22 protein-coding genes are annotated in these 23,564 nt (G+C 61.9%); 7 read left to right on the top strand and 15 right to left on the bottom strand.

The annotated features are described in order from the left end of the window. Positions 1–225 precede the first annotated feature (225 nt). From pqqE to pedF, 10 genes are all read right to left on the bottom strand, one after another. Positions 226–1,356, bottom strand: coding sequence for a pyrroloquinoline quinone biosynthesis protein PqqE (gene pqqE, locus BK665_RS22540; RefSeq protein ID WP_123408824.1), 1,131 nt, complete (start codon positions 1,354–1,356; stop codon positions 226–228). Beyond that, positions 1,353–2,105: a pyrroloquinoline-quinone synthase PqqC gene (pqqC, locus tag BK665_RS22535; protein ID WP_123408823.1), complete on the bottom strand. Its 753-nt coding sequence runs from the start codon at positions 2,103–2,105 to the stop codon at positions 1,353–1,355. The genes pqqE and pqqC overlap by 4 nt, the downstream gene beginning before the upstream one ends. 129 nt (positions 2,106–2,234) lie before the next feature. Next, complete coding sequence (gene pqqB, locus BK665_RS22530; protein WP_123408822.1) at positions 2,235–3,149, bottom strand: pyrroloquinoline quinone biosynthesis protein PqqB; 915 nt, start codon at positions 3,147–3,149, stop codon at positions 2,235–2,237. 55 nt (positions 3,150–3,204) lie between these two features. Next, positions 3,205–3,276 (bottom strand): pyrroloquinoline quinone precursor peptide PqqA, encoded by a 72-nt coding sequence (gene pqqA, locus BK665_RS22525; protein WP_010455123.1) that lies wholly within the window; start codon positions 3,274–3,276, stop codon positions 3,205–3,207. A 306-nt stretch (positions 3,277–3,582) separates the two neighbouring features. Further along, a complete protein-coding gene (exaC, locus tag BK665_RS22520) occupies positions 3,583–5,103 on the bottom strand; it encodes an acetaldehyde dehydrogenase ExaC (protein WP_123408821.1) in 1,521 nt (506 codons plus the stop codon). Positions 5,104–5,367: 264 nt separating this feature from the next. Next, positions 5,368–7,146, bottom strand: coding sequence for a PQQ-dependent methanol/ethanol family dehydrogenase (locus BK665_RS22515; protein ID WP_123408820.1), 1,779 nt, complete (start codon positions 7,144–7,146; stop codon positions 5,368–5,370). A 259-nt stretch (positions 7,147–7,405) separates the two neighbouring features. Beyond that, positions 7,406–8,347 (bottom strand): quinoprotein relay system zinc metallohydrolase 1, encoded by a 942-nt coding sequence (locus tag BK665_RS22510; protein WP_123408819.1) that lies wholly within the window; start codon positions 8,345–8,347, stop codon positions 7,406–7,408. A 15-nt stretch (positions 8,348–8,362) separates the two neighbouring features. After that, on the bottom strand, positions 8,363–9,124 hold the full coding sequence (locus tag BK665_RS22505; RefSeq protein ID WP_123408818.1) for a quinoprotein dehydrogenase-associated SoxYZ-like carrier: 762 nt from the start codon (positions 9,122–9,124) through the stop codon (positions 8,363–8,365). Beyond that, complete coding sequence (locus BK665_RS22500) at positions 9,124–9,999, bottom strand: substrate-binding periplasmic protein (protein ID WP_123408817.1); 876 nt, start codon at positions 9,997–9,999, stop codon at positions 9,124–9,126. The genes BK665_RS22505 and BK665_RS22500 overlap by 1 nt, the downstream gene beginning before the upstream one ends. A 3-nt stretch (positions 10,000–10,002) precedes the next feature. Continuing rightward, on the bottom strand, positions 10,003–10,464 hold the full coding sequence (gene pedF / locus BK665_RS22495) for a cytochrome c-550 PedF (RefSeq protein ID WP_123408816.1): 462 nt from the start codon (positions 10,462–10,464) through the stop codon (positions 10,003–10,005). Positions 10,465–10,704: 240 nt separating this feature from the next. On the opposite strand from pedF, the gene pedA1 reads away from it, so the two are divergent. The 6 genes from pedA1 to BK665_RS22465 all read left to right on the top strand — a co-directional run bounded on the left by pedA1 (position 10,705) and on the right by BK665_RS22465 (position 15,911). After that, a complete protein-coding gene (gene pedA1, locus BK665_RS22490) occupies positions 10,705–11,889 on the top strand; it encodes a lanthanide ABC transporter ABC transporter substrate-binding protein PedA1 (protein WP_123408815.1) in 1,185 nt (394 codons plus the stop codon). 42 nt (positions 11,890–11,931) lie between these two features. Beyond that, positions 11,932–12,891, top strand: a complete 960-nt coding sequence (locus BK665_RS22485; protein ID WP_123408814.1) for a YVTN family beta-propeller repeat protein — start codon at positions 11,932–11,934, stop codon at positions 12,889–12,891. After that, complete coding sequence (gene pedB, locus BK665_RS22480) at positions 12,888–13,619, top strand: lanthanide ABC transporter ATP-binding protein PedB/LutE (RefSeq protein WP_123408813.1); 732 nt, start codon at positions 12,888–12,890, stop codon at positions 13,617–13,619. Before BK665_RS22485 ends, pedB begins: the two co-directional genes overlap by 4 nt. Next, positions 13,616–14,407: a lanthanide ABC transporter permease protein PedC gene (gene pedC, locus BK665_RS22475; RefSeq protein ID WP_123408812.1), complete on the top strand. Its 792-nt coding sequence runs from the start codon at positions 13,616–13,618 to the stop codon at positions 14,405–14,407. Before pedB ends, pedC begins: the two co-directional genes overlap by 4 nt. 224 nt (positions 14,408–14,631) lie before the next feature. Beyond that, positions 14,632–15,189: a PQQ-dependent catabolism-associated CXXCW motif protein gene (locus BK665_RS22470; protein ID WP_123408811.1), complete on the top strand. Its 558-nt coding sequence runs from the start codon at positions 14,632–14,634 to the stop codon at positions 15,187–15,189. 56 nt (positions 15,190–15,245) lie between these two features. Further along, complete coding sequence (locus tag BK665_RS22465) at positions 15,246–15,911, top strand: response regulator transcription factor (RefSeq protein ID WP_123409008.1); 666 nt, start codon at positions 15,246–15,248, stop codon at positions 15,909–15,911. 105 nt (positions 15,912–16,016) lie between these two features. Here the strand turns inward: BK665_RS22465 and nahK are convergent, their stop codons facing one another. From nahK to BK665_RS22440, 5 genes are all read right to left on the bottom strand, one after another. After that, positions 16,017–18,611: a hybrid sensor histidine kinase/response regulator NahK/ErcS' gene (nahK, locus tag BK665_RS22460; RefSeq protein ID WP_123408810.1), complete on the bottom strand. Its 2,595-nt coding sequence runs from the start codon at positions 18,609–18,611 to the stop codon at positions 16,017–16,019. Continuing rightward, complete coding sequence (gene nosP / locus BK665_RS22455) at positions 18,580–19,743, bottom strand: nitric oxide-sensing protein NosP (RefSeq protein ID WP_123408809.1); 1,164 nt, start codon at positions 19,741–19,743, stop codon at positions 18,580–18,582. The genes nahK and nosP overlap by 32 nt, the downstream gene beginning before the upstream one ends. A gap of 256 nt (positions 19,744–19,999) precedes the next feature. Next, on the bottom strand, positions 20,000–20,806 hold the full coding sequence (locus tag BK665_RS22450) for a sulfite exporter TauE/SafE family protein (RefSeq protein WP_123408808.1): 807 nt from the start codon (positions 20,804–20,806) through the stop codon (positions 20,000–20,002). Between the two features lie 9 nt (positions 20,807–20,815). Next, positions 20,816–22,060, bottom strand: coding sequence for an NAD(P)/FAD-dependent oxidoreductase (locus BK665_RS22445; RefSeq protein ID WP_123409007.1), 1,245 nt, complete (start codon positions 22,058–22,060; stop codon positions 20,816–20,818). Between the two features lie 120 nt (positions 22,061–22,180). Further along, complete coding sequence (locus BK665_RS22440) at positions 22,181–22,540, bottom strand: ArsR/SmtB family transcription factor (protein WP_123409006.1); 360 nt, start codon at positions 22,538–22,540, stop codon at positions 22,181–22,183. Positions 22,541–22,644: 104 nt separating this feature from the next. Here BK665_RS22440 and BK665_RS22435 point away from each other — a divergent pair, with 104 nt between their 5' ends. Further along, on the top strand, positions 22,645–23,508 hold the full coding sequence (locus BK665_RS22435) for an MBL fold metallo-hydrolase (protein WP_123408807.1): 864 nt from the start codon (positions 22,645–22,647) through the stop codon (positions 23,506–23,508). Positions 23,509–23,564 lie beyond the last annotated feature (56 nt).

Raw genomic sequence — 23,564 nt, 5'->3', positions numbered from 1 at the left:
GGAAAGCCTGTTTTTATTGTTTTGGAAGGTAGGAGCCACACTAACCCATCCGGTGGTGAATGCAATCAGACCAATGGGTAGCACCACAGGCTTTAAATCCAGTGGAGATCCAGTGTGGGAGCGGGCTTGCTCGCGAAAGCGGTGTATCAGCCAGCATCTATATCAACTGACACGCCGCTTTCGCGAGCAAGCCCGCTCCCACAGGGGATTTGGGTGAACTCTGGTTTATCCGCGATAGATCAGCCGTGAAGCCTTTTCATTGCGCAACGTCAGGTGTTCCATGCCCTGCCCCGGCGCGTCCGCTTCTTCGCGGGCCTTGAGGATCACCCCGTGGTGCGGCGACTTGCTGCACACCGGGTCGGCATTTTCGGCATCACCGGTGAGCATGAACGCCTGGCAGCGGCAGCCCCCCAGGTCCTTGTGTTTTTCATCGCAGGAGCGGCACGGTTCCTTCATCCAGTCATCGCCGCGAAAGCGGTTGAAGCCGAAGGAGTCGGTCCAGATGTGCTCAATGCTGTGCTCGCGCACATTGGGAAACTGCACCGGTAACTGGCGGGCGCTGTGACATGGCAGCGCGGTGCCGTCCGGGGTGATGTCGAGAAACAGATTGGCCCAACCGTTCATGCAGGTCTTGGGGCGTTCTTCGTAGTAATCCGGGGTGACGAAAATCAACTTGCACGGGTGGCCCTCGGCCTCTAGCCGCTCGCGGTACTCGTTGGTGATGCGCTCGGCGCGCTGCAATTGCTCGCGGGTGGGCAACAGGCCGACGCGGTTGAGTTCGGCCCAGCCGTAGAACTGGCACGTGGCCAATTCGACGAAATCCGCCTCCAGCTCCAGGCACAGGTCGATGATCCGGTCGATGCGGTCGATGTTGTGCCGGTGGGTGACGAAGTTCAGCACCATCGGGTAGCCCTGGGCTTTCACGGCGCGGGCCATGGCCAGTTTCTGGGCGAAAGCCTTGCGCGAGCCGGCGAGCATGTTGTTCACCGCTTCGTCGGCGGCCTGGAAGCTGATCTGGATATGGTCGAGCCCGGCCACTTTGAAATCGCGGACCTTTTGCTCGGTCAGGCCGATGCCGGAGGTGATCAGGTTGGTGTAGTAACCCATGTCCCGCGCGGCTTTGATCAGCTCGGCCAGGTCCTGGCGCACCAGCGGTTCGCCGCCGGAAAAGCCCAACTGCGCGGCGCCCATCTCCCGGGCCTCGCGGAATACGCGAATCCATTCTTCGGTGCTCAGCTCTTCGCCGGATTGGGCAAAGTCCAACGGGTTGGAGCAATACGGGCATTGCAACGGGCAGCGATACGTCAGCTCCGCCAACAGCCACAGCGGCGGACCCGGTGGCGCGATCAGGTTCACAGGGCGATCCCCCGGTGCCAGACGTTTTCGGCGGTCACCGTGTGATACGGCGGGCGCTCCAGTTCATAGGCCATGCTCATCGCATCGAGCATGCTCCACAGCACGTCGAGTTTGAACTGGAGGATTTCCAGCATGCGTTGCTGGCCTTCCAGGGTGACGTAATGGGCCAGGGTGATGCGCAAACCGTGCTCGACATCCCGCCGCGCCTGGCTCAAGCGGGTGCGGAAATAGTCGTAGCCGCCGGCGTCGATCCACGGGTAATGGGTCGGCCAGGCGTCGAGCCGCGATTGGTGGATGTGCGGGGCAAACAGCTCAGTGAGGGAGCTGCTGGCCGCTTCCTGCCAGCAAGCGCGACGGGCGAAATTGACGTAGGCGTCCACCGCAAAACGCACGCCGGGCAGCACCAATTCTTGAGAGAGGATTTGCTCGCGGTCCAGGCCCACGGCTTCACCGAGGCGCAGCCAGGCCTCGATCCCACCTTCGCTGCCGGGCGCGCCGTCGTGGTCGAGGATGCGTTGCAGCCATTCCCGGCGCACGTCGCGGTCCGGGCAATTGGCGAGGATCGCAGCGTCCTTGAGCGGGATGTTGACCTGATAGTAGAAGCGATTGGCGACCCAGCCCTGGATCTGCTCGCGAGTGGCGCGGCCGGCGTACATGGCTTGGTGGAACGGGTGATGAATGTGGTAGTAGGCGCCTTTGGCGCGCAGGGCCTGTTCGAATTCGCTGGGGGTCATTGGAGTATTGGTCATTGTGGTTCTCCTGGGCGTTTTGCGGTGTCTGGCCTGGCCTCTTCGCGGGCAAGCCTCGCTCCTACAGGTTCATGTCGATCTGTTGCCCCCCCCTGTAGGAGCGAGGCTTGCCCGCGAAGAGGCCGCCCGCTACAACACAAGACTCATGCCATCAAACGCCACCTCAACCCCCCGCCGCTCGAGCAATGCCCTTTCGGCCGACTCTTCGTCAAGGATCGGGTTGGTGTTGTTGATGTGGATCAGCACCTTGCGCTGGCGGTCAAATCCCTCCAGCACCTCAAGCATCCCGCCGGGACCACTCTGCGGCAGGTGCCCCATTTCACTGCCCAGGCTCTGCCCGACTTCGCACACGCGCATTTCGTCGTCGCGCCACAAGGTGCCGTCCAGCAGCAAACAATCGGCGAGTTGCATCCAGCCCAGGACTTCTTCGTCGATTTGCCCCAGGCCCGGCGCGTAGAACACTGAGGCGCCGCTACGCAGGTCTTCGATAAACAAACCGATGGTGTCGCCCGGCTGCGGATTGCCGCGATTGGGCGAGTACGGCGGTGCGTTGCTGACCAGGGGAATCGCGCGGAACTGCAAATGAGCGCACGCCGCGATGCTGAACGGCTCGCGCTTCAAATCAATCGGCTGCCACTGCAAGCCGCCATTCCAATGCTTGAGCATGTTGAACAGCGGAAAACCGCTGCTCAAATCCTCATGCACCCGCTCGGTGCACCACACCGAATGCGGGCAGCCTTCGCGCAGGCTCAACAGGCCAGTGCAATGGTCGATCTGGCTGTCCAGCAGGATCACCCCGGCAATCGCCGTATCGCGACGGCGGCGCGCCGGTTGCAACGCCGGGAAACTTTCCAGTTGCGCCCGAATGTCCGGGGAAGCATTGCACAACACCCATTCCACGCCGTTGTCGCTTACCGCAATCGAGGACTGCGTGCGCCGTTGGGCGCGCAGGCTGCCATCGCGCACGCCGGTGCACTGGCGGCAGTTGCAGTTCCATTGCGGAAAACCACCACCAGCGGCGGAACCGAGAACGCGGATGTGCATGAGCAATGCTCCAGAAGGCAGGCCCGGCCAACGCAACGGCTGGCCGGGTGATCAATCAACGGTTGGCGAAATACATCGTCACTTCGAAGCCAATGCGCAGATCGGTAAACGCGGGTTTATTCCACATGGGTCAATCCTCTTCTTGTGCCGGGCAATTCCGGTAAAGCCATTAATGCACGGGGCGCCAAGGGCCCGAATGCTACTTTCGAAGGAGATGGCGGCGTGCGTTGGTAGGGGGTGTTGCGGATCATTGGAAACACACATAACCCATGTGGGAGCGGGCTTCTGTGGCGAGGGGGCTTGCCCCCGTCGGGTCGCGAAGCGGCCCCCCTTCGTATCAAAAAAAGAAGGGGACTGCTGCGCAGTCCAACGGGGGCAAGCCCCCTCGCCACAAAAGCCCGCTCCCACAGGGGGGGTTGTGGTGTGCTTGGGGTTAGAAGAACCCCATCGGATTGATGTCGTAGCTCACCAACAGGTTTTTGGTCTGTTGGTAATGGTCGAGCATCATTTTGTGGTTTTCACGGCCAACCCCGGACTTTTTGTAGCCGCCGAATGCGGCGTGGGCCGGGTACAGGTGGTAGCAGTTGGTCCACACGCGCCCGGCCTTGATCGCTCGGCCCATGCGGTAGGCGCGGTTGATGTCGCGGGTCCACAGGCCGGCGCCGAGGCCAAACTCGCTGTCGTTGGCAATCGCCAGGGCTTCGGCTTCGTCCTTGAACGTGGTGATGCCCACCACCGGGCCGAAGATTTCTTCCTGGAACACGCGCATTTTGTTGTGGCCCTTGAGCAGGGTCGGCTGGATGTAATACCCCGTCGACAAGTCGCCCTCCAGCCGCTCGGCCGCGCCACCGATCAGCAGCTCGGCGCCCTCCTCCTGGGCAATTTTCAGGTACGAGAGGATCTTGTCGTATTGCTGCTCCGACGCCTGCGCGCCGACCATGGTTTCAGTGTCCAGCGGGTTGCCGCGCTTGATCTTGACGATCTTCTGCATCACCACTTTCATGAAATCGTCGTAGATCGATTCCTGCACCAGCGCCCGGGACGGACAGGTGCAAACTTCGCCCTGGTTGAAGAAGGCCAACACCAAACCTTCGGCGGCTTTCTCGATGAACTGCGGCTCGGCGTTCATGATGTCTTCGAAGAAGATGTTCGGCGACTTGCCGCCCAGTTCCACGGTGCTCGGAATGATGTTCTCGGCGGCGCAATGCATGATGTGCGCGCCCACCGGGGTGGAACCGGTGAAGGCAATCTTGGCGATGCGCTTGCTGGTGGCCAGCGCCTCCCCGGCTTCGCGACCGAAACCCTGGACGATGTTCAGTACGCCGGCGGGCAGCAAGTCGGCGATCAGCTCGGCGAACACCATGATCGACAGCGGCGTCTGCTCGGCAGGTTTGAGCACCACGCAGTTACCGGCGGCCAGGGCCGGGGCGAGTTTCCACGCGGCCATCAGCAGCGGGAAGTTCCACGGGATGATCTGCCCGACCACGCCCAACGGCTCGTGGAAGTGGTAGGCGGTGGTCAGCTCGTTGATTTCGGCAGCGCCACCTTCCTGGGCGCGAATGCACCCGGCGAAATAGCGGAAATGGTCGGCGGCCAGCGGCACGTCGGCGTTCAGGGTTTCACGCACGGCTTTGCCGTTGTCCCAGGTCTCGGCGACGGCGAGGATTTCCAGGTTTTGCTCGATGCGGTCGGCGATTTTCAGTAGCACCAGGGAACGGTCCTGGGCCGAAGTCTTGCCCCAGGCATCGGCGGCCGCGTGGGCGGCGTCGAGGGCTTTGTCGATGTCGGCGGCGCTGGAGCGCGGGAACTCGCCGATCACTTCACCGTTGACCGGCGAGGTGTTGGTGAAGTACTCGCCGTTGACCGGCGGCACGAATTCGCCACCGATGAAATTGCCGTAGCGCGGTTTGAAGGAAACGACGGCGCCGGGGGTGCCAGGTTGTGCGTAGATCATGGTGGGCCTCTGTCTGGTCGGGGCCTGTCGGGCAAACAGGCGATGCATCGATAGTAGAGAGCCCCGGTGGCCGGGCGAATGCGCCGTTGGCAGGGGGACTCTCGTTATTTGGTCGTAGGTTTGGCGCAAATTCCCTTGTGGCAAATAACCCTGTGGGAGCGGGCTTGCTCGCGAAGGCGGTGTGTCAGTCGAGATTAATGTTGGCTGACACACCTCTTTCGCGAGCAAGCCCGCTCCCACAGGGGTTACGCGGTGGGCTCAGGGTCAGTGCTTGGCCACGACCAGGTCTTTCGGCAGCTTAAAGGTCCAGAGCATCCCGCCCTGGTTGAAGTCCTTGATGCGCTTGGCCACTTCGCCGCCCCACAGCGGTACGGCGCCGCCCCAACCAGAGAGGACCGAGACGTACTGTTCGCCGTCCATTTCCCAGGTCACGGGCGAGCCGAGCACGCCGGAGCCGGTCTGGAATTCCCAGACTTTCTCGCCAGTCTTGGCGTTGAAGGCCTGGAGGAACCCTTCCGGCGTGCCGGTGAACACCAGGTTGCCTTTGGTGGTCAGCACCCCGCCCCACAGCGGCGCGTAGTTCTTGTGGCGCCAGACTTCCTTGCCGGTGACCGGATCGATGGCGCGCAGCACACCGATGTAGTCTTCGTTCAACGGCTTGATGGTGAACCCGGCGCCGAGGAACGCCGCGCCTTTTTTGTAGGCGATGCCTTCGTTCCAGATGTCCATGCCCCACTCGTTGGACGGCACGTAGAACAGCTTGGTGTCCTTGTTGTAGGCCATCGGCATCCAGTTTTTCGCGCCGAGGAATGCCGGGGCTACAAACACTGAGCTGCCCTTGGCTTCAGAGCCCGGCGCGCCCGGACGGCTGTCTTCGTTGTAGATCGGCCGGCCATCCTTATCCAGGCCGGTGGCCCAGGTGATCTTGTCCACGAACGGGAAGCCACGGATGAACTTGCCGTTGGTGCGGTCCAGCACGTAGAAAAAACCGTTACGGTCGGCGGTGGCGGCGGCTTTGATTTCCTTGCCGCCCTCGGTGTAATTGAACGAGATCAGCTCGTTGACGCCGTCATAGTCCCAACCGTCGTGGGGCGTGCTCTGGAAGTGCCATTTGATGGTGCCGTCGTCCGGGTTCAGCGCCAGGCGCGACGACGAATAGAGGTTGTCGCCAGGACGCAGGTGCGAGTTCCACGGCGCGGGGTTGCCGGTGCCGAACAGCAGCAGATTGGTTTCCGGGTCGTAGTAGCCGCCGAGCCAAGGCGCGGCGCCGCCGGTTTTCCACAAATCGCCGGGCCAGGTCTTGCCGGCTTCGCCGCCGGAGATGCCGTTCTCAATCGCTTTGCCGTCCTTGTAGATGTAGCCCATGTGGCCTTCGACCGTCGGCCGGACCCACAGCAACTCACCGTTTTTCGGGTCGTAGGCGGAGATCTTGCCCACCACCCCGAACTCGCCACCGGCCACGCCGGTAATCAGTTTGCCGTTGATCACCAGTGGCGCGGCGCTGATGGAATAGCCTTCCTTGTGGTCGGCCACCTGCTTGCTCCACACCACTTTGCCGGTGTCCTTGTTCAGGGCCACGAGCTTGGCGTCGAGGGTGCCGAAGAACACCAAGTCGCCGTACAGCGCCACGCCACGGTTGATCACGTCACAGCAAGGGCGGATGTCATCCGGCAGGCGCGCATCGTATTGCCAGAGCTTCTTGCCGGTGCGCGCATCCACCGCAAACACCCGGGAGTAGGAACCGGTCATGTACATCACGCCGTCCTTGATCATCGGTTGTGCTTGCTGACCGCGCTGTTTTTCACCGCCGAAGGAGAAGGCCCAGACCGGCCGCAGTTCCTTGACGTTGTCGACGTTGAGGGTGTCCAGCGGACTGTAGCGCTGACCCTGGACGCCCAGACCGTTGGTGACGATCTGCTCCGGGTTCTTGGGGTCCTGGAGAATGTCCTGGTCGGAGACGGCAGCCAATACCGAGCCGGACAACAGCATGGCACTGAGCAACACGCTCAAGACGAAGGGTTGGCGACGTGCGGGTTGGGTCATGACGGCTACCTCTGCGGTTTTTTGTTATACCCGGGAAATTTTCCCGGTCTGGTGCAGATTCTTGGGCGCCGCCGCCCTGGCAACAATTGCCCGCAGTGTTGAGATTGCTAGTTCCTTAGTACCGGGTCGATGTAGCGATCACCCTGGAACCCTTGTGGGAGCGGGCTTGCTCGCGAAAGCGGTGTGCCAGGCAACATCACTGTCAACTGATACACCGCTTTCGCGAGCAAGCCCGCTCCCACAGGGGTTCTGTGTTGGGTCATTGGGTTGCGGTGGAATCGACGCGGGTCATCTGTGCCCGCTCGTAGCCCGGGTACAAATGGCTGACACTGCGGATCAGTTCGTAGCGACTCAGGTTGATCCCGGCAAACCGCTCGGGAATCGGGCTGCGGATCATCTCGGACATGTCGCTGCCATTGGCGGCGCCGTCACGCAGGAGTTGGTCGAGCCAGGTCAGGTAGTCATGCATTTGTTCGAAGGGTCTGGCATCCGTGGTCACCGGTCCGTGGCCGGGCACGATCAGCGTCCAGGGCAAGGCTTGCAGGGTGGCGATGTCCGCCAGCCACACCGCCAGCCCCGGGCTGTTCGGGGTGGTCAGGGCCCGCTGATAAAACATCAGGTCCCCGGCAAACAGCACGCCGGTTTGCTGGTCGAGAATAGCCAGATCCGCGCCGGTATGCCCACCCAGGCTTAGCAGGCGCAGATCGTGGTTCCCAAAACTTTTCAGCCCCGGTGTCAGCGTCTCGCTGGGCAACACCACCTCGGTGCCGCGCATCCAGTCGCCCACCAGCCGATACATGTTCTCGGCCATGGCATCGCCCTGCTGATGCAGCAGTTCGGTGGTGCCGGCCAGTGCGCCAATCGGCACGTCAGCAAACGCCTGATTGCCCAGCGCATGGTCGGGGTGATGATGGGTCAGCAGCACCTCGATCACCGGTTTATCGGTGACCGTGGCGATGACCTTGCGCATCGCTTCGCCGTAACGTTTCGACGGCCCGGTGTCGATCACCACCACCCCGCGCTCGGTGACGATAAACCCGGTGTTGACGATATTGCCGCCGTTGGCCTTGGCGAAATTGTCAGTACTGCCCTCCAGCAGCCAGGTGTCTGGAGCAATCAGCCGCGGCTTGAGTGCGTACTCGAGCTCCGCCGCCAACGTAGGCAGGCTCAGACCGATGAACAACAGCAATATCCAACGCATGACGCGCTCCTTGGCTCAGGGGATGGCCGCATCGAATTGATTGCCGCTGTTGTCCCGCAGCAACAGGCGCGTCTGCCCTACCCCTTCGATGTCGAAGGCCAGGTTGGGGTTTTCGCTGACGGCGGGAAACAGCTCCAGCGTCGCCAGCACCTGATCGTTTTGATCGCGCAGTTCGGCGTGGTTGATAAAGAATTCCGGGATGCCGCTGACCATGCCGTTGTCCATCGGGTGCGCCACCTGCAAGCGCACACGGCTGAATTCGCCACGGGGATAACGCCCACCGAGTACTTCGCCAATGTGCTCTTCCCAACCCGGTTGCGTGCGCACCACGCTCGGCGCCGTGCAGCCGCCGCCCGCCGCATCGATCAGGGTCGAGCCGACATGCCAGACGCCATCCCGGGTCAACACCGCCGCACGCAATGGCGTGGCCTGTTCGATGCGGATGCGGATCGACAACCATGGCAGCACCCGATCCTGCGGTTGGAAATCGACGATTTTCGGCAGCGGATTGAGCTCGGCCCAGGCGAGGATCTTCACCACCTCGCCCTTGAACGCCCGGGCATCGATTTCCAGCGGCACCTGGCGTGCGTCTTCGGCGAAGGGTGGCGCCAGCAGCTTGACCCGCTCATCGAACACGAACGGGGCATCGCCGAGCATTTGCTTGTGATAGAAGGCCCACATCACCGAGGGCACCGGGTCCTGACCGGGATCGATATCCGCCGCGTGTGCGGCCAACGGCAGCCAACAGACCAGCAGGCAAAGCGCTCGTCCGTTCACTATTGATACATCTCCGGCACTTCGTATTGCAGGCCGTAACGGGCGTAAATGGCTTGCACCGAGCCCTCGCGGATCATGGCTTCCAGCGCCTCCTCCAGGGCATACGACAATTGCCGGTTGCTTTCATGCACCGCCATGCCGATCTCCCAGCGCTGCTTGCCCATGTTCGGGTAGGCGTTTTGCGCCAGCGCCACTTGCGGATCGTGGGCTTCATGCACCTGCCAATCGACTTCGCCACGCATGGCCATCACCGCGTCGACTTCACCGGCCTTCATAGCGGCAAAGGCCTGGGGTACGCCGGGGTAGTGGTGAGTCTTGGCGGCGAGCATGCCGTTGAACACCGAGGTCAGGTAGAACGAGGGCACGCTGTCGACTTCGACGCCAATCGGGTGCTGTTCGAACACCGCGACGCTGCCCACCGAGTCCAGGCGACGACGGTCATAGGCGACCTGCCATTGCTCGTTCTGATACGGGCCGAACATCACCACATGGTCGTTTTCCAGCTCGCCGAGTTCGTTGCGCTTCTGGGAGTAATCCCGGTCATAAGGCACGCGCATCATCAGGTCGGCCAGTTGCTGATCGTGCAACTGACTCGCGCGCCAGATGTAATCACGCAGGTCGTCGTCGAGCTTCTCGCCGGCCGGGGCCCAGATCAGTTTGAGCTTGACCCCCAGCGCGGTGGCCAGGGCCTGGGCGAGGTCGACATCCACGCCCCGGGGCTGGCCGGCGTCTTCGAAACTGTAAGGCGCGAAGTCCTTGTACACCGCGACTTTCAGCTCTCCGGCGGCGATCATTTGGTCATAGGTCCGAACCTGCGCCTGCGCCCCTTGGCAGCACAGCAACACAGCACTGATCAACACAGCGAGCAGGCGCATGGGTTACTCCTCGGAGTGCACGCTGTCCAGGTAGGTACGCACCGCCCACAAGGCTTCCTGACTCAAGTAATCCGCCATTTTCGGCATGTAGACCCGGCCGTCACGCACGGCGCCATTACGCACTCGTTCGACGAACCATTCATCACCGGCGTCGCCGACATCGAGAAGGCGCAGATCCGGGGCGATGCCTCCAGACTTGGCTTCCAGACCATGGCAGGCCGCGCAATTCTGGTTGTAGGCCGATGAGCCGATTTCCAGCGCTTTATCGTGCTGCGGGGAGTTGCGATACGGGTTCACCGTCGCCCAGCCATCGCCATCCACTGGTACGCCGGCGTCTTTGATCGGGGTCAGGCCCGGGGTTTCCACCGCTTGTGGCACCACGTTGCCGTGGGCCCAGATCGGACCTGCGCTGATAAAACCGGCCAGCAGTCCGGCAACAAGCAAGGCGTTGCGTTTTGTTGTCATTGTTATGCCCTCAGGGTTGCACGCAAAACCTCCGTGAAGAGGCTATGGGACCCATCTTAGGAACCCCATCCCGCCAGCCCCATGCTGCTTTGGTGGCCGCCGCCCAGTACCTTGGTAGTAGGGCTTGTGGCGCACCGTCGCCGGGATTTACGACCTTGGTACTGGCTGTCCGCTACTTTCTGCATATTTCCTCTACCTCACAGGCTTCCTATGCTGGCGCTACCCGACATGGAGTGCCTTATGCGCCAGCTTGCCCCCTACGCCTTGATCTACCTGCTGGCGATTGCCTGCGCCGCCGGGCTGGCAACCCAGAGCCAGGCCGCCGACGCGCCGTTGCAGGTGCAGATCGGCTACCTCGGCTATCGCCCCGATCCGGGGCCGCTGCTGTCGAATGTCATTCCCGAACCTGCCGATGCCGGGCTGCGTGGTGCCGAACTGGCGATCACCGACAGCAACAGCACCGGACGTTTTCTCAACCACAGCTACAGCCTGGTCAGCGCCAGCACCGACACCCCGGATGCGCTGATCGACGCGGCCAAGGCCCAACACGACCAGGGCCTGCGCCTGTTTGTGGTGAATGCGCCGGTGGAAACTCTGCGCCGGCTCAGCGCGGTGTTGCCGGACAGTTTGCTGTTCAACGCCGGCAGCCCGGATGACAGCCTGCGCAGCACCGATTGCTTGCCGAACGTGCTGCACAGCCTGCCGAGCCGGGCGATGTTGGCCGACGCATTGGCGCAATTTCTGGTGGTGCGCAAATGGCAACGGGCGCTGCTGATTGTCGGCCCGACCCCGGACGATCAAGCCTACGCCGCCGCCCTGCGCCGCGCCGCCAAACGCTTCGGCCTGAAACTGGTGGCGGAAAAAGCCTGGAGCTTCGACAACGATCAACGCCGCAGCGCCCAGGCCGACATGCCGCTGTTCACCCAGACCGCCGAGTACGACGTGGTGCTGGTGGCGGACGAACGCGGTGACTTCGGCGAATACGTGCCCTACCAGACCTGGTATCCGCGCCCGGTCGCCGGCACCCAGGGCCTGACCCCGGTGGGCTGGCACAAGACCGTGGAAACCTACGGTGCCGCGCAGTTGCAAAAACGCTTCGAAGCCCTGGCCGGTCGCTGGATGAATGACCGGGATTTCGCCGCGTGGATGGCCGTGCGCAGCATCGCCAGCGCCGTGACCAAATTGCGTCAAACCGACCCGATGGCGATCCGCACCCTGGAGATCAGCGATCAACTGCCGCTCGACGGTTTCAAGGGCCGCAAGCTCAGTTATCGGGCGTGGAACGGCCAGTTGCGCCAGCCGATCCCCATCGTGCAACCGCGCGCACTGGTCAGCACCTCGCCCCAGGACGGTTTCCTGCACCCCGTCAACGAAATGGACAGCCTGGGCTACGACAAGCCCGAAGTGACCTGCCGCTTTCCCTGATCCGACTTTCCACAAAAACCACAACAAAAAAAGGAATCCGCCATGCGCCGTACCCTGCTTTCATGCGCCCTGCTGCTTGCCGCCGGGCACGCCGTGGCCAGCACCGCCTGGGTCTCCAACGAAAAGGACAACAGCCTGAGCCTGATCGACATGCAGACCCTGCAAGTCACCGACACCCTGCCCGTCGGCCAGCGCCCGCGCGGGCTGTTGCTGTCCCACGACAGCAAGCTGTTGTACATCTGCGCCAGTGACTCGGACCGGGTCCAGGTGATGGACGTGGCCACGCGCAAGATCATCAAGGAACTGCCATCGGGCAAAGACCCCGAGCAATTCGCCCTGCACCCGAACAACCGCTGGCTGTACGTTTCCAACGAAGACGATGCGCTGGTGACGGTGATCGACACCGAAACCTCCAAGGTGCTGAGCCAGATCAACGTCGGCGTCGAGCCCGAAGGCATGGCGGTCAGCCCCGATGGCAAGTGGGCGGTGAACACCAGCGAAACCACCAACATGCTGCACTGGATCGACACCAGCACTCAGACCCTGGCCGACAGCACATTGGTGGATCAGCGCCCACGGTTCGTCGAGTTTTCCCCGGACGGTTCGCAACTCTGGGCCTCGGCGGAAATCGGCGGCACGGTGACGATTCTCGATGTGGCGACGCGCAAGATTCTCAAGACCGTGAACTTCCAGATCAAGGGCGTGCACCCGGACAAAGTCCAGCCCGTAGGGATCAAGCTCAGCGCCGACGGCAAGTACGGCTTCGTCGCCCTCGGCCCGGCGAACCATGTGGCGGTGGTCGATGCCAAGACCTTCGCAGTGCTGGATTACCTGTTGGTCGGGCGCCGGGTCTGGCAGATGTCGTTCACTCCGGATCAGAAGCAATTGCTCGCCACCAACGGCGTCAGCGGCGATGTGTCGGTGATTGATGTCGACAGCCTCAAGGTCAGCAAATCGATCAAGGTCGGGCGCTATCCGTGGGGCGTGGTGGTCACGCCATGAATGCCCTGGAAGTCAGCGAACTGAGCTTCGCCTATGGCGCCAAGGAGGCCTTGCGTCAGGTGAGTTTCAACCTGGCGCCGGGGCGTTTTGCCGCGTTGCTGGGGCCGAACGGGGCCGGGAAGTCGACGCTGATTGCGCTGCTGACCCGGTTCTACGATGTGCAGCGCGGGGACATCCGCGTCGGCGGTTGTTCATTGCGCGAGGCACCGCGCCCGGCGCTCAAGCAATTGGGCGTGGTGTTTCAGCAAAGCACGCTGGACCTGGACCTCAGCGTCGAGCAGAACCTGCGTTATCACGCCGCGCTGCACGGCCTGTCCCGGCGCCAGACCGGCCTGCGGGTCGAAGCCGAATTGACCCGCCAAGGCCTGACCGAACGCCGCCGCGAAAAAGTCCGTGAACTGAATGGCGGCCACCGGCGCCGGGTGGAAATCGCCCGGGCCTTGCTGCATGAGCCGCGTCTGTTGCTGCTGGATGAAGCCAGCGTCGGCCTCGACCCGGCCAGTCGCCTGGCGCTCAATCAACACATCCGCAGCCTGTGCCGCGAGCAAGGGATCAGCGTGCTCTGGACCACGCATTTGTTGGATGAAGTGCAGCCGAGCGACGACTTGCTGATTCTTCATCAGGGACGACTGGTCGCCAGTGGTCAAGCTGACGTTCTGAGCCTGGAGCACGGCGGCGACCTGGGTTCAGCCTTCGCTCGACTGACCACCACGGGAGCCGCTCGATGAATGCGTATTGGCAGTGTTTCAACGGGATTGTGCTGCGCGAATGGCTGCGTTTTGTGTTGCAGCGCACGCGGTTTCTCAGTGCGCTGGTGCGGCCACTGTTGTGGCTGCTGGTGTTCGCCGCCGGGTTTCGCGCGGCACTGGGCATCGCGATCATCGAGCCTTACGACACCTACATTCCGTACGAGGTGTACATCATTCCGGGGCTGGCCTGCATGATCCTGCTGTTCAACGGCATGCAAGGTTCGCTGTCGATGGTCTACGACCGGGAGATGGGTAGCATGCGCGTGCTGCTGACCAGTCCCCTGCCCCGGACCTTTTTGCTGTGCAGCAAGTTGTTGGCGACGTCGCTGATTTCGCTGTTGCAGGTGTATGGGTTTTTAGCGATCGCCTGGGTGTACGGCGTGCAACCGCCGGCCATGGGGCTGTTGATTGCTTTGCCGGCGTTGCTGCTGGTGGCGTTGATGCTCAGTGCGTTGGGGCTGTTGCTGTCCAACGCGATCCGGCAGTTGGAGAACTTCGCCGGGGTGATGAATTTTGTGATCTTCCCGCTGTTTTTCCTGTCGTCGGCGCTGTATCCGCTGTGGAAAATGCGCGAGTCCAGTGAGTGGTTGTATTGGCTGTGCGCGTTGAACCCGTTTACCCACGCGGTGGAGTTGGTGCGGTTTGCCCTGTATGAGCGCTTTAACCCATTGGCGCTGGCGGTGTGCATGGGGTTGACGCTGGTGTTCGTGCTGCTCGCGGTACTGACCTTCAACCCGCAACACGCTGCCGTGCGCAAGGTTAGCTAACAACACAAGTCCCCTGTGGGAGCGAGCTTGCTCGCGATAGCGGACTCTCAGCCAACATCTATGTTGAATGTGGCGGCCTCATCGCGAGCAAGCTCGCTCCCACATAAAGCACCTGCCAATCAGCTGAAATTACTACTTTAGTACTGCTTTACCTGTCTATCGTCGCATTCCCTTCGCACCGCGCCTGGCATGTAATAGGTTCATAACGATAAGGATTGAACCCCATGCCGCGTGCCCGACGTTGTCTGCTGCGCCCCTGCCTCGCCGCCTTGTCGCTCAGCCTGTTGCTGGGCGTCGCGCACGCCGAAACCCCGCTGTTCTCCGCTGACGGTTACCGCATCGGCCTGTACCGCAGCCCGACACCGAATCAATTGCAAGACGCGACGATCATCGACACCCCCGCCCTGCAAAACCTGCTCAACCAGACGCCGCGCCCGGTGCTGATCGACGTCTACCGCCGCCAATGGCTGCAAGGTCAATTCATCGAAGACCAGCCCCACGAAAACCTGCCCGGCAGCCATTGGCTGGCCAATACCGGCGACGGCGACCTGACACTCGACTGGCAGACGTACTTTGCGCGTAATCTGGATAAATTCACCGACGGCGATCACCAGCAACCGCTGGTCTTCTACTGCCGTTCCGATTGCTGGCTGAGCTGGAACGCGGTAAAACGCGCCACCGCCATGGGCTATAAGTCAGTGTATTGGTATCGCGATGGCCTGGACGCCTGGCAAGCGGCGAACCTGCCCGTTGCGCCGGCCCAGCCCGAGCCCTTTCCCTGACTGAAGACGTGCACGATGTTGCCCCACCAAAAATCAAAATAATGAGGTGAATGGCCATGTACAAAATTCTGATTGCCGACGATCACCCGCTGTTTCGCGAAGCCATTCATAACGTCATCAGCGACGGTTTCCCTGGCAGCGAAGTCATGGAAACCGCCGACCTGGACAGCGCCCTGCTGCTGACCCAGGAACACGACGACCTGGACCTGATCCTGCTCGACCTGAACATGCCCGGCATGCACGGCCTCAATGGCCTGATCAACCTGCGCAACGAGGCGCCGACCATTCCGGTGGTGATTGTCTCCGCCGAACAGGACAAGCAGATCGTGCTGCAAGCCATCACCTATGGCGCGGTGGGGTTTATCACCAAGTCCTCGCCACGCCTGCATATGACCGAGGCCATCCAGCAGATTCTCAACGGCAATGTGTACCTGCCGCCGGACATCATCCGCACACAAAAACCCGGCACCCATCGGCGGATGAACGACAACCCGAGCTTCCCGCCGGAACTGCTCCAGGCCCTGACCCGCAAGCAGTTGCTGGTGCTGGAACGCATGACCAAGGGCGAGTCGAACAAACAGATCGCCTACACCCTGGAAATCGCCGAAACCACGGTCAAGGCGCATGTGTCGGCGATCCTGCGCAAACTCAATGTGCACAACCGGGTGCAGGCGATCTTGAGTGCCGGGGATATTGATTTTGGGTCTTACTTAAGGCGTTGAGACCGCGTCGCCTCATTCGCGAGCAAGCCCGCTCCCACATTTGAAATGCATTCCAATGTGGGAGCGGGCTTGCTCGCGAAGGGGCCCTCACAAACTCCGCAAATCTCAAGGCCTACCGAGCATATGACTCATCGCTGTCTTGAGCTTCATCGGCCGCACTGGCTTATGCATCAAGGTGTGCCCCAACTCCCGAATCTGCAGCTTCAGCTCATTACTGTAATTGGCCGTAATCATCATTGCCGGGATGGCCGAGCCGCGCCGAGCATTGATCCGGGCCACGGCATCGACGCCGTTCTGGTCATCGTCCAGGTGATAATCGGCAATCAGCAGGTCTGCTTCCTGGTGATAGTTGTCCACTTGCCGCGCAAGGTCCTGCTCCGACAGCGCCGTGACCACCAGACAGCCCCACCCTTCCAGCAACGTGCGCATCCCCGCGCAAATCGCCGCGTCGTTGTCCAGCACCCATACCCGCGCCCCGCGCAGGCGTTCCAGCATCGGTTCGCTCATCAGCAGGTTCGGCAACGCCTTGGGCGCCGTAGCACTAAGCGGCACTTCGACGGAAAACATCGAGCCCTTGCCCGGCCACGAGCGCACATAAATCCGGTGCCCGAGAATGCCCGCGATCTTCTCGACAATCGCCAACCCCAGGCCCAATCCGCGATCCTGATCCGGCCGCTGCACATCGCCACGCTTGAACTCCTGGAAAATCTCCTCCAGACGGTTTTCGGCGATGCCCATGCCGCTGTCCCAGACTTCAATCGACAAACGCTGATGATGGCGCCGGCAACCGAGCACCACGCGGCCGCTGTAGGTGTAGCGAATCGCGTTGCTCAGCAGATTGCGCAGGATCCGCGCCAGCAACTGGATGTCGCTGCGCACCAGCGCCGAACAGGGAATGAAATGCAGCTCCAGCCCTTCGCTGCGGGCCACATGGGTATATTCGGCGGCGAGATTTTCCAGCAATTCGCTGAGGGCAAATGGCGCGATATCGGCCTTGATCACCCCGGCATCGAGTTTGGAAATGTCCACCAGGGTGCCGAGCAGGTTTTCCACGTCTTCCAGGGAATTGCTGACGTTGCGCACCAGCATTTCGTTGGCCTGGGGCTCCCGGCGTTCGAGCAAGGCGCTGGCAAACAGTCGGGCGGCGTTCAGCGGTTGCAGCAAATCGTGGCTGACGGCGGCAAGGAACTTGGTCTTCGACAGGTTGGCCTGTTCGGCCTCCAGTTTGGCTTCGCGCAGGCGAGATTCAACCCGGCGGCGCTCGTCTATCTCGCGCAACAGTTGATCGTTGAGGGTGGTCAGTTCCGCCGTGCGCTCGCGCACTCGCAACTCCAGGTTTTGATAGGCCTGGTGCAAGGCTTCGGCGGTGCGGCGGCGTTCGGTGATGTCGCGGATCAACACGAAAATCCCCACCACTTCTCCGGTGGCCAGGCGATTGGGTACGTAGGAGCGCAGCATGTAGCGCTCCTGGTTATTGATGTTGGTTTCGGCGAACTCGAAGGTCACGCTCTCCCCGGCCAGAGCCCGGGCGACGTAGGCTTCCAGGCGCTGGTAATGCTGCTCGCTGTGCACTTCCCGCAGGCTCTGCCCGAGCATCACGCCCCGGGGCCAGCAGTACCATTCTTCATAGACCTTGTTGGTGAACTCGTAGACCAGATCGGCGTTGAGGTAGGCGATCAACGCTGGCACGTGGTCGGTGATCAGGCGAATCCAGCGCTCGCTTTCGCTGAGGGCTTCGGCGTGCTGGTAGCGTTCGGTGATGTCGGTGAAGGTGTTGACGAAACCGCCAGTGGGCAGCGGATGGGTGCGAATTTCCAGGACCCGGCCGTCATAGAGTCGCTGTTCGCATTCCTGCACCGGCCGGCCATTGTTGTCGCGACTGGCGGGGGTCAGCAGGGTTAATTCGCTGTCGGCGATGACTTCGGCAAAGGGCCGATGGGCGGCCACCGGCGCGAGGCCACTGAGTTCAAGGAAGCGCCGGTTCCACAGCTCCAGAATGCCCTCGGCGTTGACCATCGCCACGCCTTGGGACAGGTTGTCCACCGCCCGTTGCAGCAGGTGGGATTTTTGCGCCACCGCTTGCTCGCGGCGCACGGTTTCGCTGAGTTTGACGTCGGTGATGTCGGTGAACAGGATCACCCGCCCGCCCTCCTGGGTCGGCCGCTCGCTGACCTGCAACCAACGGCCATTTTGCAGGCGATACAGCAGGTTCTGATCGGCGTGGCCCCGGGGTTCCTCGATGAACAACCGGGTGGCGGTCATCAAGCGCTTGACCTCCGCCAGGTGCATGCCGGCGATGATCCGCACCCGGCTGTTGCCCCAGAAGGCCTTGAAGCGGCTGTTGAACAGCACGATGCGCTGGTCTTCGTCGAACAGCACGAAGGCGTCGGAAATGCTCTCGATGGCATCGATCAAATGCTGGTGCGCGGTTTCCGCCCGCAAGCGGGCATCGCTGAGCAAATGATTGCCGGCCTTGAGTTCGGCCATGGCCTGGTTCAGCGCATCGGTACGCTCGCGGACCTGCTCGGCCAGCACCACCGAATGCTGGAACGCCGCATACGGGTCGTTGCCCCGGGTGATGCCGGATTCAATGCGTTCGATCAGCGCGCCGTTGATGCGCTGCAGTTTGTGGTTGTCGCGCTGCAAGCTGGCGATCTGCGCCTGTAGCTCAACGGTGTCCAGGGGAACGGCCTCGGGCAATGGCAACCCCGGTGAAGGTCTGGTTGATGTGCATGCCATTGAACTGTTCTCCGTAGGTGTTGAACCCCATCACCCGATGCTCACGTAAAAACGCTCCGATCGACTCCAGGCTGTCGCCGCCTTCCAGTTCCAGGCGCCGCAAAAAACAGTCGCAGCCGATGGTCAGCAGCAGGTCGCCGAGGCGTTCTTCCAGGCCCGTGAACAGCGCTTGCAGGTTCGGCAGCATCGGGCCTGGGGTCATGGCGGTGAGGACGATACCGTTTTCCACGGCGCAGTAGAAACTCAGGCTCAGGTCCGGGTGCACCTGCTGGATCGCGCGTACGTAATACTGATCGTTGATCCTCACCGCCAACGGGTGCGCGGCGAAGATCCGGTGATCGAGCTCGGCCACCGGTACGCCGATGTGCCGGGCGTACTCCTCGGCGGCGGGTTCGGCGTTGAGTTCGAAGACCCGTCGTGAGGCGCTGTCGGCCCCGGTGACCACCAGTTTTTCCGCCCGGGGCAGGATGTGGTGGGTGGTGAACACTTCGAAGTCGAGCCAGGTGTTGACCAGCACCACCACCGCCGCGCCGCTGTGGAACGCGCCGTCGAAGTACACGTGGGTGTGGGTCAGGTAGTTGTCATCACCGGCGGAACCGCCGAAATGCGGGATGTCGCCCAACGCCGCACTCAACGCGGCGAGGACCATTTCTTCGCGGCTGGACAGGCCATCGAGCAAGGTCAGGGCAAAGCTGTTGCCCTTGATCGGCGCCAGGGTGTTACTGCGGCAGCCGCCCACCAGGCGTTCGACCATTTGCTGGGCGTCGATCAGGCTGAAGCGCTCCATCTCATCGATCAGTTCGATGGCGATGGAAAAGTGCCGATGATCGAACCCTACCGCCGTCACGCAATTGCGGCCGTAACCTTGCGGCGTGATTTCCCCGGCGCTGGTGCAACCCACCAGGCGAATCCCGCCGAAGCTCTGTTGCAAGGCCGGGCCCAGCACCTGCAAGTCGTACTCGGCGGAACAGAAAAACAGCACGAAGCCCAAATGCGGATGCAATAGCTGTCGCGCCAACTCCTGGGCCGCCTGCTGCCCATCGGTGGCCTGGGACATCGCGCTGATCACGCCTTCACTCTGGACCTGCTGCATCGTCGCCTCCCGCAGGTGCGCCTGTATGAGGTGCGAGTGTACGAAGCCTGCGGGCCGGGACGTATGCTACTTGGGTAGCGGTCAGGCGCTTCCATGGGATGAGAGTGGTGTCAGATCGACAAAACCCCACAGAACCTTTGTAGGAGCGAGGCTTGCCCGCGAAGAGGCCGTCACATTCAACATCCATGTCGCCTGACACACCGCTTTCGCGGGCAAGCCTCGCTCCTACAGGGGTCCAGGTTTAATCGGCTAGTGCCTAGACGCCCGCTTTAAACAGCATGTAGGCGGCGACCACGACGCAGACGCTGGCGAAACCCACCTGCAACGCCCGCGCCGGAACCCGTGCGCACAGCTTGCGGCCAATGACCATGCCAACGATGCTGGCGACGATGAACGCCACGCCCAAACCATCAATCCGCACCCCGGCATGGAACGCGCCGATCACGCCGATGGCCGAAATCAGACTGATGACCATCAACGAGGTGGCAATAATCCCGCGCATCTGCACATCGGTCAGTTGCTTGAAGGCCGGCACGATCAGGAAGCCGCCGCCCACGCCCAGCAACCCTGAGACTACGCCGGTCACCGCGCCGAGGGCCGCCAGGGTCGCGGTGCATTTGGCGGTCCAGGAGAAGCGTCCGGTCTGTTGATCGAGCATGCAGTTTTTCTGGCCCCAGTTGGCGTGGCCGTGGTCGCTCGGGCCTTCGTCCTGACGCTCCCTGCGCAACATCCGCCACGCCACCATGACCATCAGCAGGCTGAACAGGACCATCAGGATTTTTTCCGGCAACTGATGAGCGAAGAAGATGCCCAGCGGGGAGAAAATCGCTCCCATCAAAGCAATCAGCAACGCCGCGCGATAGCGCACCAGGCCATGGCGCAAACCGTCGATGGCGCCGACCGCCGCCGCGCTACCGACCGCAAATAACGCCACCGGCGCTGCTTGGGTCATGGTCCAGCCCAGGCCCAGCACCAACGCCGGCACCGCGAGAATCCCGCCCCCGGCGCCGGTCAAACCGAGCACCAGGCCCATCAGCACACCAAAAAAACTTGCCAGCAGCATAGGGTTCTCTCAATCGACCTTGGACACGGCAGTCAGCCACTCGCGGCCCTTGAGCATGCCGTTCCAGTAGAACCACGGCAGCAGCGTCGCCTTGAGCCACCACGCCGAACGACGGGGCACGGTCGGGTCCAGGGGAAAGGTCGGCAGCAATTTACCGCCGTAGCCGAATTCGGCGAGGATCACCTTGCCCTTCTCCACCGTCAGTGGGCAGGAGCCGTAGCCGTCGTACTTCAGTGGCAACGGTTGTTGCTTGCGCTGGGCTAGCAGGTTTTCGGCGACCACCACGATCTGCTTGCGCACCGCAGCGGCAGTTTTTGCGTTGCTGGTGGAGCAGATATCGCCCAGGCCAAAGACTTCGGGATAGCGCACGTGTTGCAGGCTGTGCATGTTCACTTCGCACCAGCCGGCGGCGTCGGCCAAGGGGCTTTGGCGGATGAAATCCGGGGATACTTGAGGCGGTACGACGTGCAGCAGGTCGAAGGTTTTAGCCTGCGTTATTACTTCGCCCGCAGCATCCTTGACCTCGAACCACGCGGTTTTCGTCGGGCCATCGACCTTGATCAGGTTGGAGGTAAAGGCCAGCCGTGCGTTGTATTTTTCGATGTATTTCATCAGCGGCGGGACGAAGGTCGGCACGCCGAACAGCGCGGCCCCGGCCAGGTTGAACTCGACGTCGATCTTGTTCAGCACGCCGCTTTTCAACCAATGATCGCAGGACAAGTACAAGGCCTTTTGCGGCGCCCCGGCGCATTTGATCGGGATCGGCGGCTGGGTGAAGATCGCCTTGCCACCGCGCAGGTTCTTCACCAGATCCCAGGTGTAGGCTGCGTGCTGATAGCTGTAGTTGGAAGTGACGCCGTTTTGGCCGAGGGACGCCTGCAAACCTTCGATCTTCTCCCAGGCCAGGCGCAGGCCGGGGCAAACGATGAGGTTTTGATAGCCGACGGTGCGGCCATCATCGAGGGTCAGGTGTTTGCTGTCGGCAGCAATGTCGGTGACCGCAGCTTGCAGCCAGGTGGCCCCGCGTGGCATGACGCTGGCCATCGGGCGCACGGTGTCTTGCACCTTGTAGGCGCCGCCGCCGACCAGGGTCCAGGCCGGCTGATAGAAATGCTGGGCGTTGGGTTCGATAACGGTGATGTTCAACGACGGATCGCGCTTGAGCAGGCTGGCGACCATGCCAATCCCTGCCGTGCCGCCGCCTATCACCACGATGTCTGCACTGATGGTTGGGCCCCAGTGTTGATCGTTCATTGGTTGTTCCCTATTTACTGCTGTGTGGCTAGGGAGCTTGCTCCCGTTTGAGTGCGCAGCGCTCACAAAGATTTTGGGGCCGCTGCGCAGCCCAGCGGGAGCAAGCTCCCTCGCCACAGGTTATTCGGCGTTTGCTTTATCGGGGCCGGCCCAGCTTTTCAGTACCGCCCCGCAATACAGGCCGGACAGGGTCTTCATGACTTGAATCACTTCATGGCTGGCCAGCCCATAAAAAATGTACTTGCCCTCACGCCGAGTCGCGACCAGGCCCTCATCGCGCAAGATGCCCAGTTGTTGGGACAGTGTGGGCTGGCGCACGCCGGTCATGGTTTCCAGCTCGCCGACATTGCGTTCGCCCTGAGTTAACTGGCAGAGGATCAACAGGCGATCTTCGTTGGCCAAAGCCTTGAGCAGCGCGCAAGCTTTGGAGGCCGATGCCCGCAGTTGGGCGACTTCACATTCGGTCAGACTGGATTGCATTTGCAGGATGCCTTCGACGTCACTTAAGCTGCAGACATTATGTGTAAACATAAAGTGTTGCAACCGGTTACTGTCTTCCCACTCCTTGCACAGGTTCGTGTCCCATGCCCGCGCTGATTGAAGCCTTCCTCGACCCCGCCTCGTCGACCTACAGCTACGTGATCTACGAGCAGGCTGGCGGGCAATGCGCGATCGTCGACCCGGTGCTCGATTACGACCCGGCGGCCGGGCGCACCACCACCGTCCAGGCTGATCGCATCATCGCTTTCGTGCGTGAATACCAGTTGCAAGTGCAATGGCTGCTGGAAACCCACGCCCATGCCGATCACCTCTCCGCCGCGCCGTACCTGCGCCGGGAGCTGGGCGGGAAAATCGCGATCGGGCAGTCGATCAGCAAGGTTCAGGGGGTGTTCAAGAGCCTGTTCAATCTGGAGCCGGAGTTCTGTGTGGATGGCTCACAGTTTGATCACCTGTTCGCGCCGGATGAGTCGTTCCTGATCGGCAACCTCAAGGCCACTGCCCTGCACGTCCCCGGACATACACCGGCGGACATGGCGTATTTGATCAACGGTGATGTGATTTTGGTCGGTGACACGCTGTTCATGCCGGATGTCGGTACGGCGCGCTGCGATTTTCCGGGGGGCAATGCCAACCAGTTGTTTGCCTCGATCCAGAAGCTGCTGGCCTTCCCGGCCGGTGTTCGGCTGTACGTTTGCCACGACTACCCGCCCGAGGGACGTGAGCCGCAGTGCCAGAGCACCGTGGGTGAGCAGCGTAAAAGCAACATCCATGTGCATGACGGCATCGATGAAGCGGAATTTGTCGCCATGCGCACACAGCGTGATGCGGGGTTGGGCATGCCGAACCTGTTGCTGCCGGCGATTCAGGTGAATGTACGGGCGGGGAACATGCCGCCGGCTGAGGACAATGGCGTCACCTACCTGAAGATCCCCATCAACCAGCTTTAAGATCAAAAGATCGCAGGCTTCGCCAGCTCCTACGACGATCCCATGCAGCCGTGATC

Source organism: Pseudomonas frederiksbergensis (assembly GCF_003732665.1).
In the GTDB taxonomy this organism is placed as follows: domain Bacteria; phylum Pseudomonadota; class Gammaproteobacteria; order Pseudomonadales; family Pseudomonadaceae; genus Aquipseudomonas; species Aquipseudomonas frederiksbergensis_G.
The sequence above is the reverse complement of the archived record's forward strand: the minus strand, read 5'-3'. Positions and strand labels throughout refer to the sequence as shown.

What these genes read in the sequence shown, in the direction of transcription:
- pqqC (WP_123408823.1), bottom strand. Translation starts at nt 2,105, where the DNA reads ATGACCAATACTCCAATGACCCCCAGCGAATTCGAACAGGCCCTGCGC.
- pqqB (WP_123408822.1), bottom strand. Translation starts at nt 3,149, where the DNA reads ATGCACATCCGCGTTCTCGGTTCCGCCGCTGGTGGTGGTTTTCCGCAA.
- exaC (WP_123408821.1), bottom strand. Translation starts at nt 5,103, where the DNA reads ATGATCTACGCACAACCTGGCACCCCCGGCGCCGTCGTTTCCTTCAAA.
- BK665_RS22515 (WP_123408820.1), bottom strand. Translation starts at nt 7,146, where the DNA reads ATGACCCAACCCGCACGTCGCCAACCCTTCGTCTTGAGCGTGTTGCTC.
- BK665_RS22510 (WP_123408819.1), bottom strand. Translation starts at nt 8,347, where the DNA reads ATGCGTTGGATATTGCTGTTGTTCATCGGTCTGAGCCTGCCTACGTTG.
- BK665_RS22500 (WP_123408817.1), bottom strand. Translation starts at nt 9,999, where the DNA reads ATGCGCCTGCTCGCTGTGTTGATCAGTGCTGTGTTGCTGTGCTGCCAA.
- pedF (WP_123408816.1), bottom strand. Translation starts at nt 10,464, where the DNA reads ATGACAACAAAACGCAACGCCTTGCTTGTTGCCGGACTGCTGGCCGGT.
- pedA1 (WP_123408815.1), top strand. Translation starts at nt 10,705, where the DNA reads ATGCGCCAGCTTGCCCCCTACGCCTTGATCTACCTGCTGGCGATTGCC.
- BK665_RS22485 (WP_123408814.1), top strand. Translation starts at nt 11,932, where the DNA reads ATGCGCCGTACCCTGCTTTCATGCGCCCTGCTGCTTGCCGCCGGGCAC.
- pedB (WP_123408813.1), top strand. Translation starts at nt 12,888, where the DNA reads ATGAATGCCCTGGAAGTCAGCGAACTGAGCTTCGCCTATGGCGCCAAG.
- pedC (WP_123408812.1), top strand. Translation starts at nt 13,616, where the DNA reads ATGAATGCGTATTGGCAGTGTTTCAACGGGATTGTGCTGCGCGAATGG.
- BK665_RS22470 (WP_123408811.1), top strand. Translation starts at nt 14,632, where the DNA reads ATGCCGCGTGCCCGACGTTGTCTGCTGCGCCCCTGCCTCGCCGCCTTG.
- BK665_RS22465 (WP_123409008.1), top strand. Translation starts at nt 15,246, where the DNA reads ATGTACAAAATTCTGATTGCCGACGATCACCCGCTGTTTCGCGAAGCC.
- nosP (WP_123408809.1), bottom strand. Translation starts at nt 19,743, where the DNA reads ATGCAGCAGGTCCAGAGTGAAGGCGTGATCAGCGCGATGTCCCAGGCC.
- BK665_RS22450 (WP_123408808.1), bottom strand. Translation starts at nt 20,806, where the DNA reads ATGCTGCTGGCAAGTTTTTTTGGTGTGCTGATGGGCCTGGTGCTCGGT.
- BK665_RS22445 (WP_123409007.1), bottom strand. Translation starts at nt 22,060, where the DNA reads ATGAACGATCAACACTGGGGCCCAACCATCAGTGCAGACATCGTGGTG.
- BK665_RS22440 (WP_123409006.1), bottom strand. Translation starts at nt 22,540, where the DNA reads ATGCAATCCAGTCTGACCGAATGTGAAGTCGCCCAACTGCGGGCATCG.
- BK665_RS22435 (WP_123408807.1), top strand. Translation starts at nt 22,645, where the DNA reads ATGCCCGCGCTGATTGAAGCCTTCCTCGACCCCGCCTCGTCGACCTAC.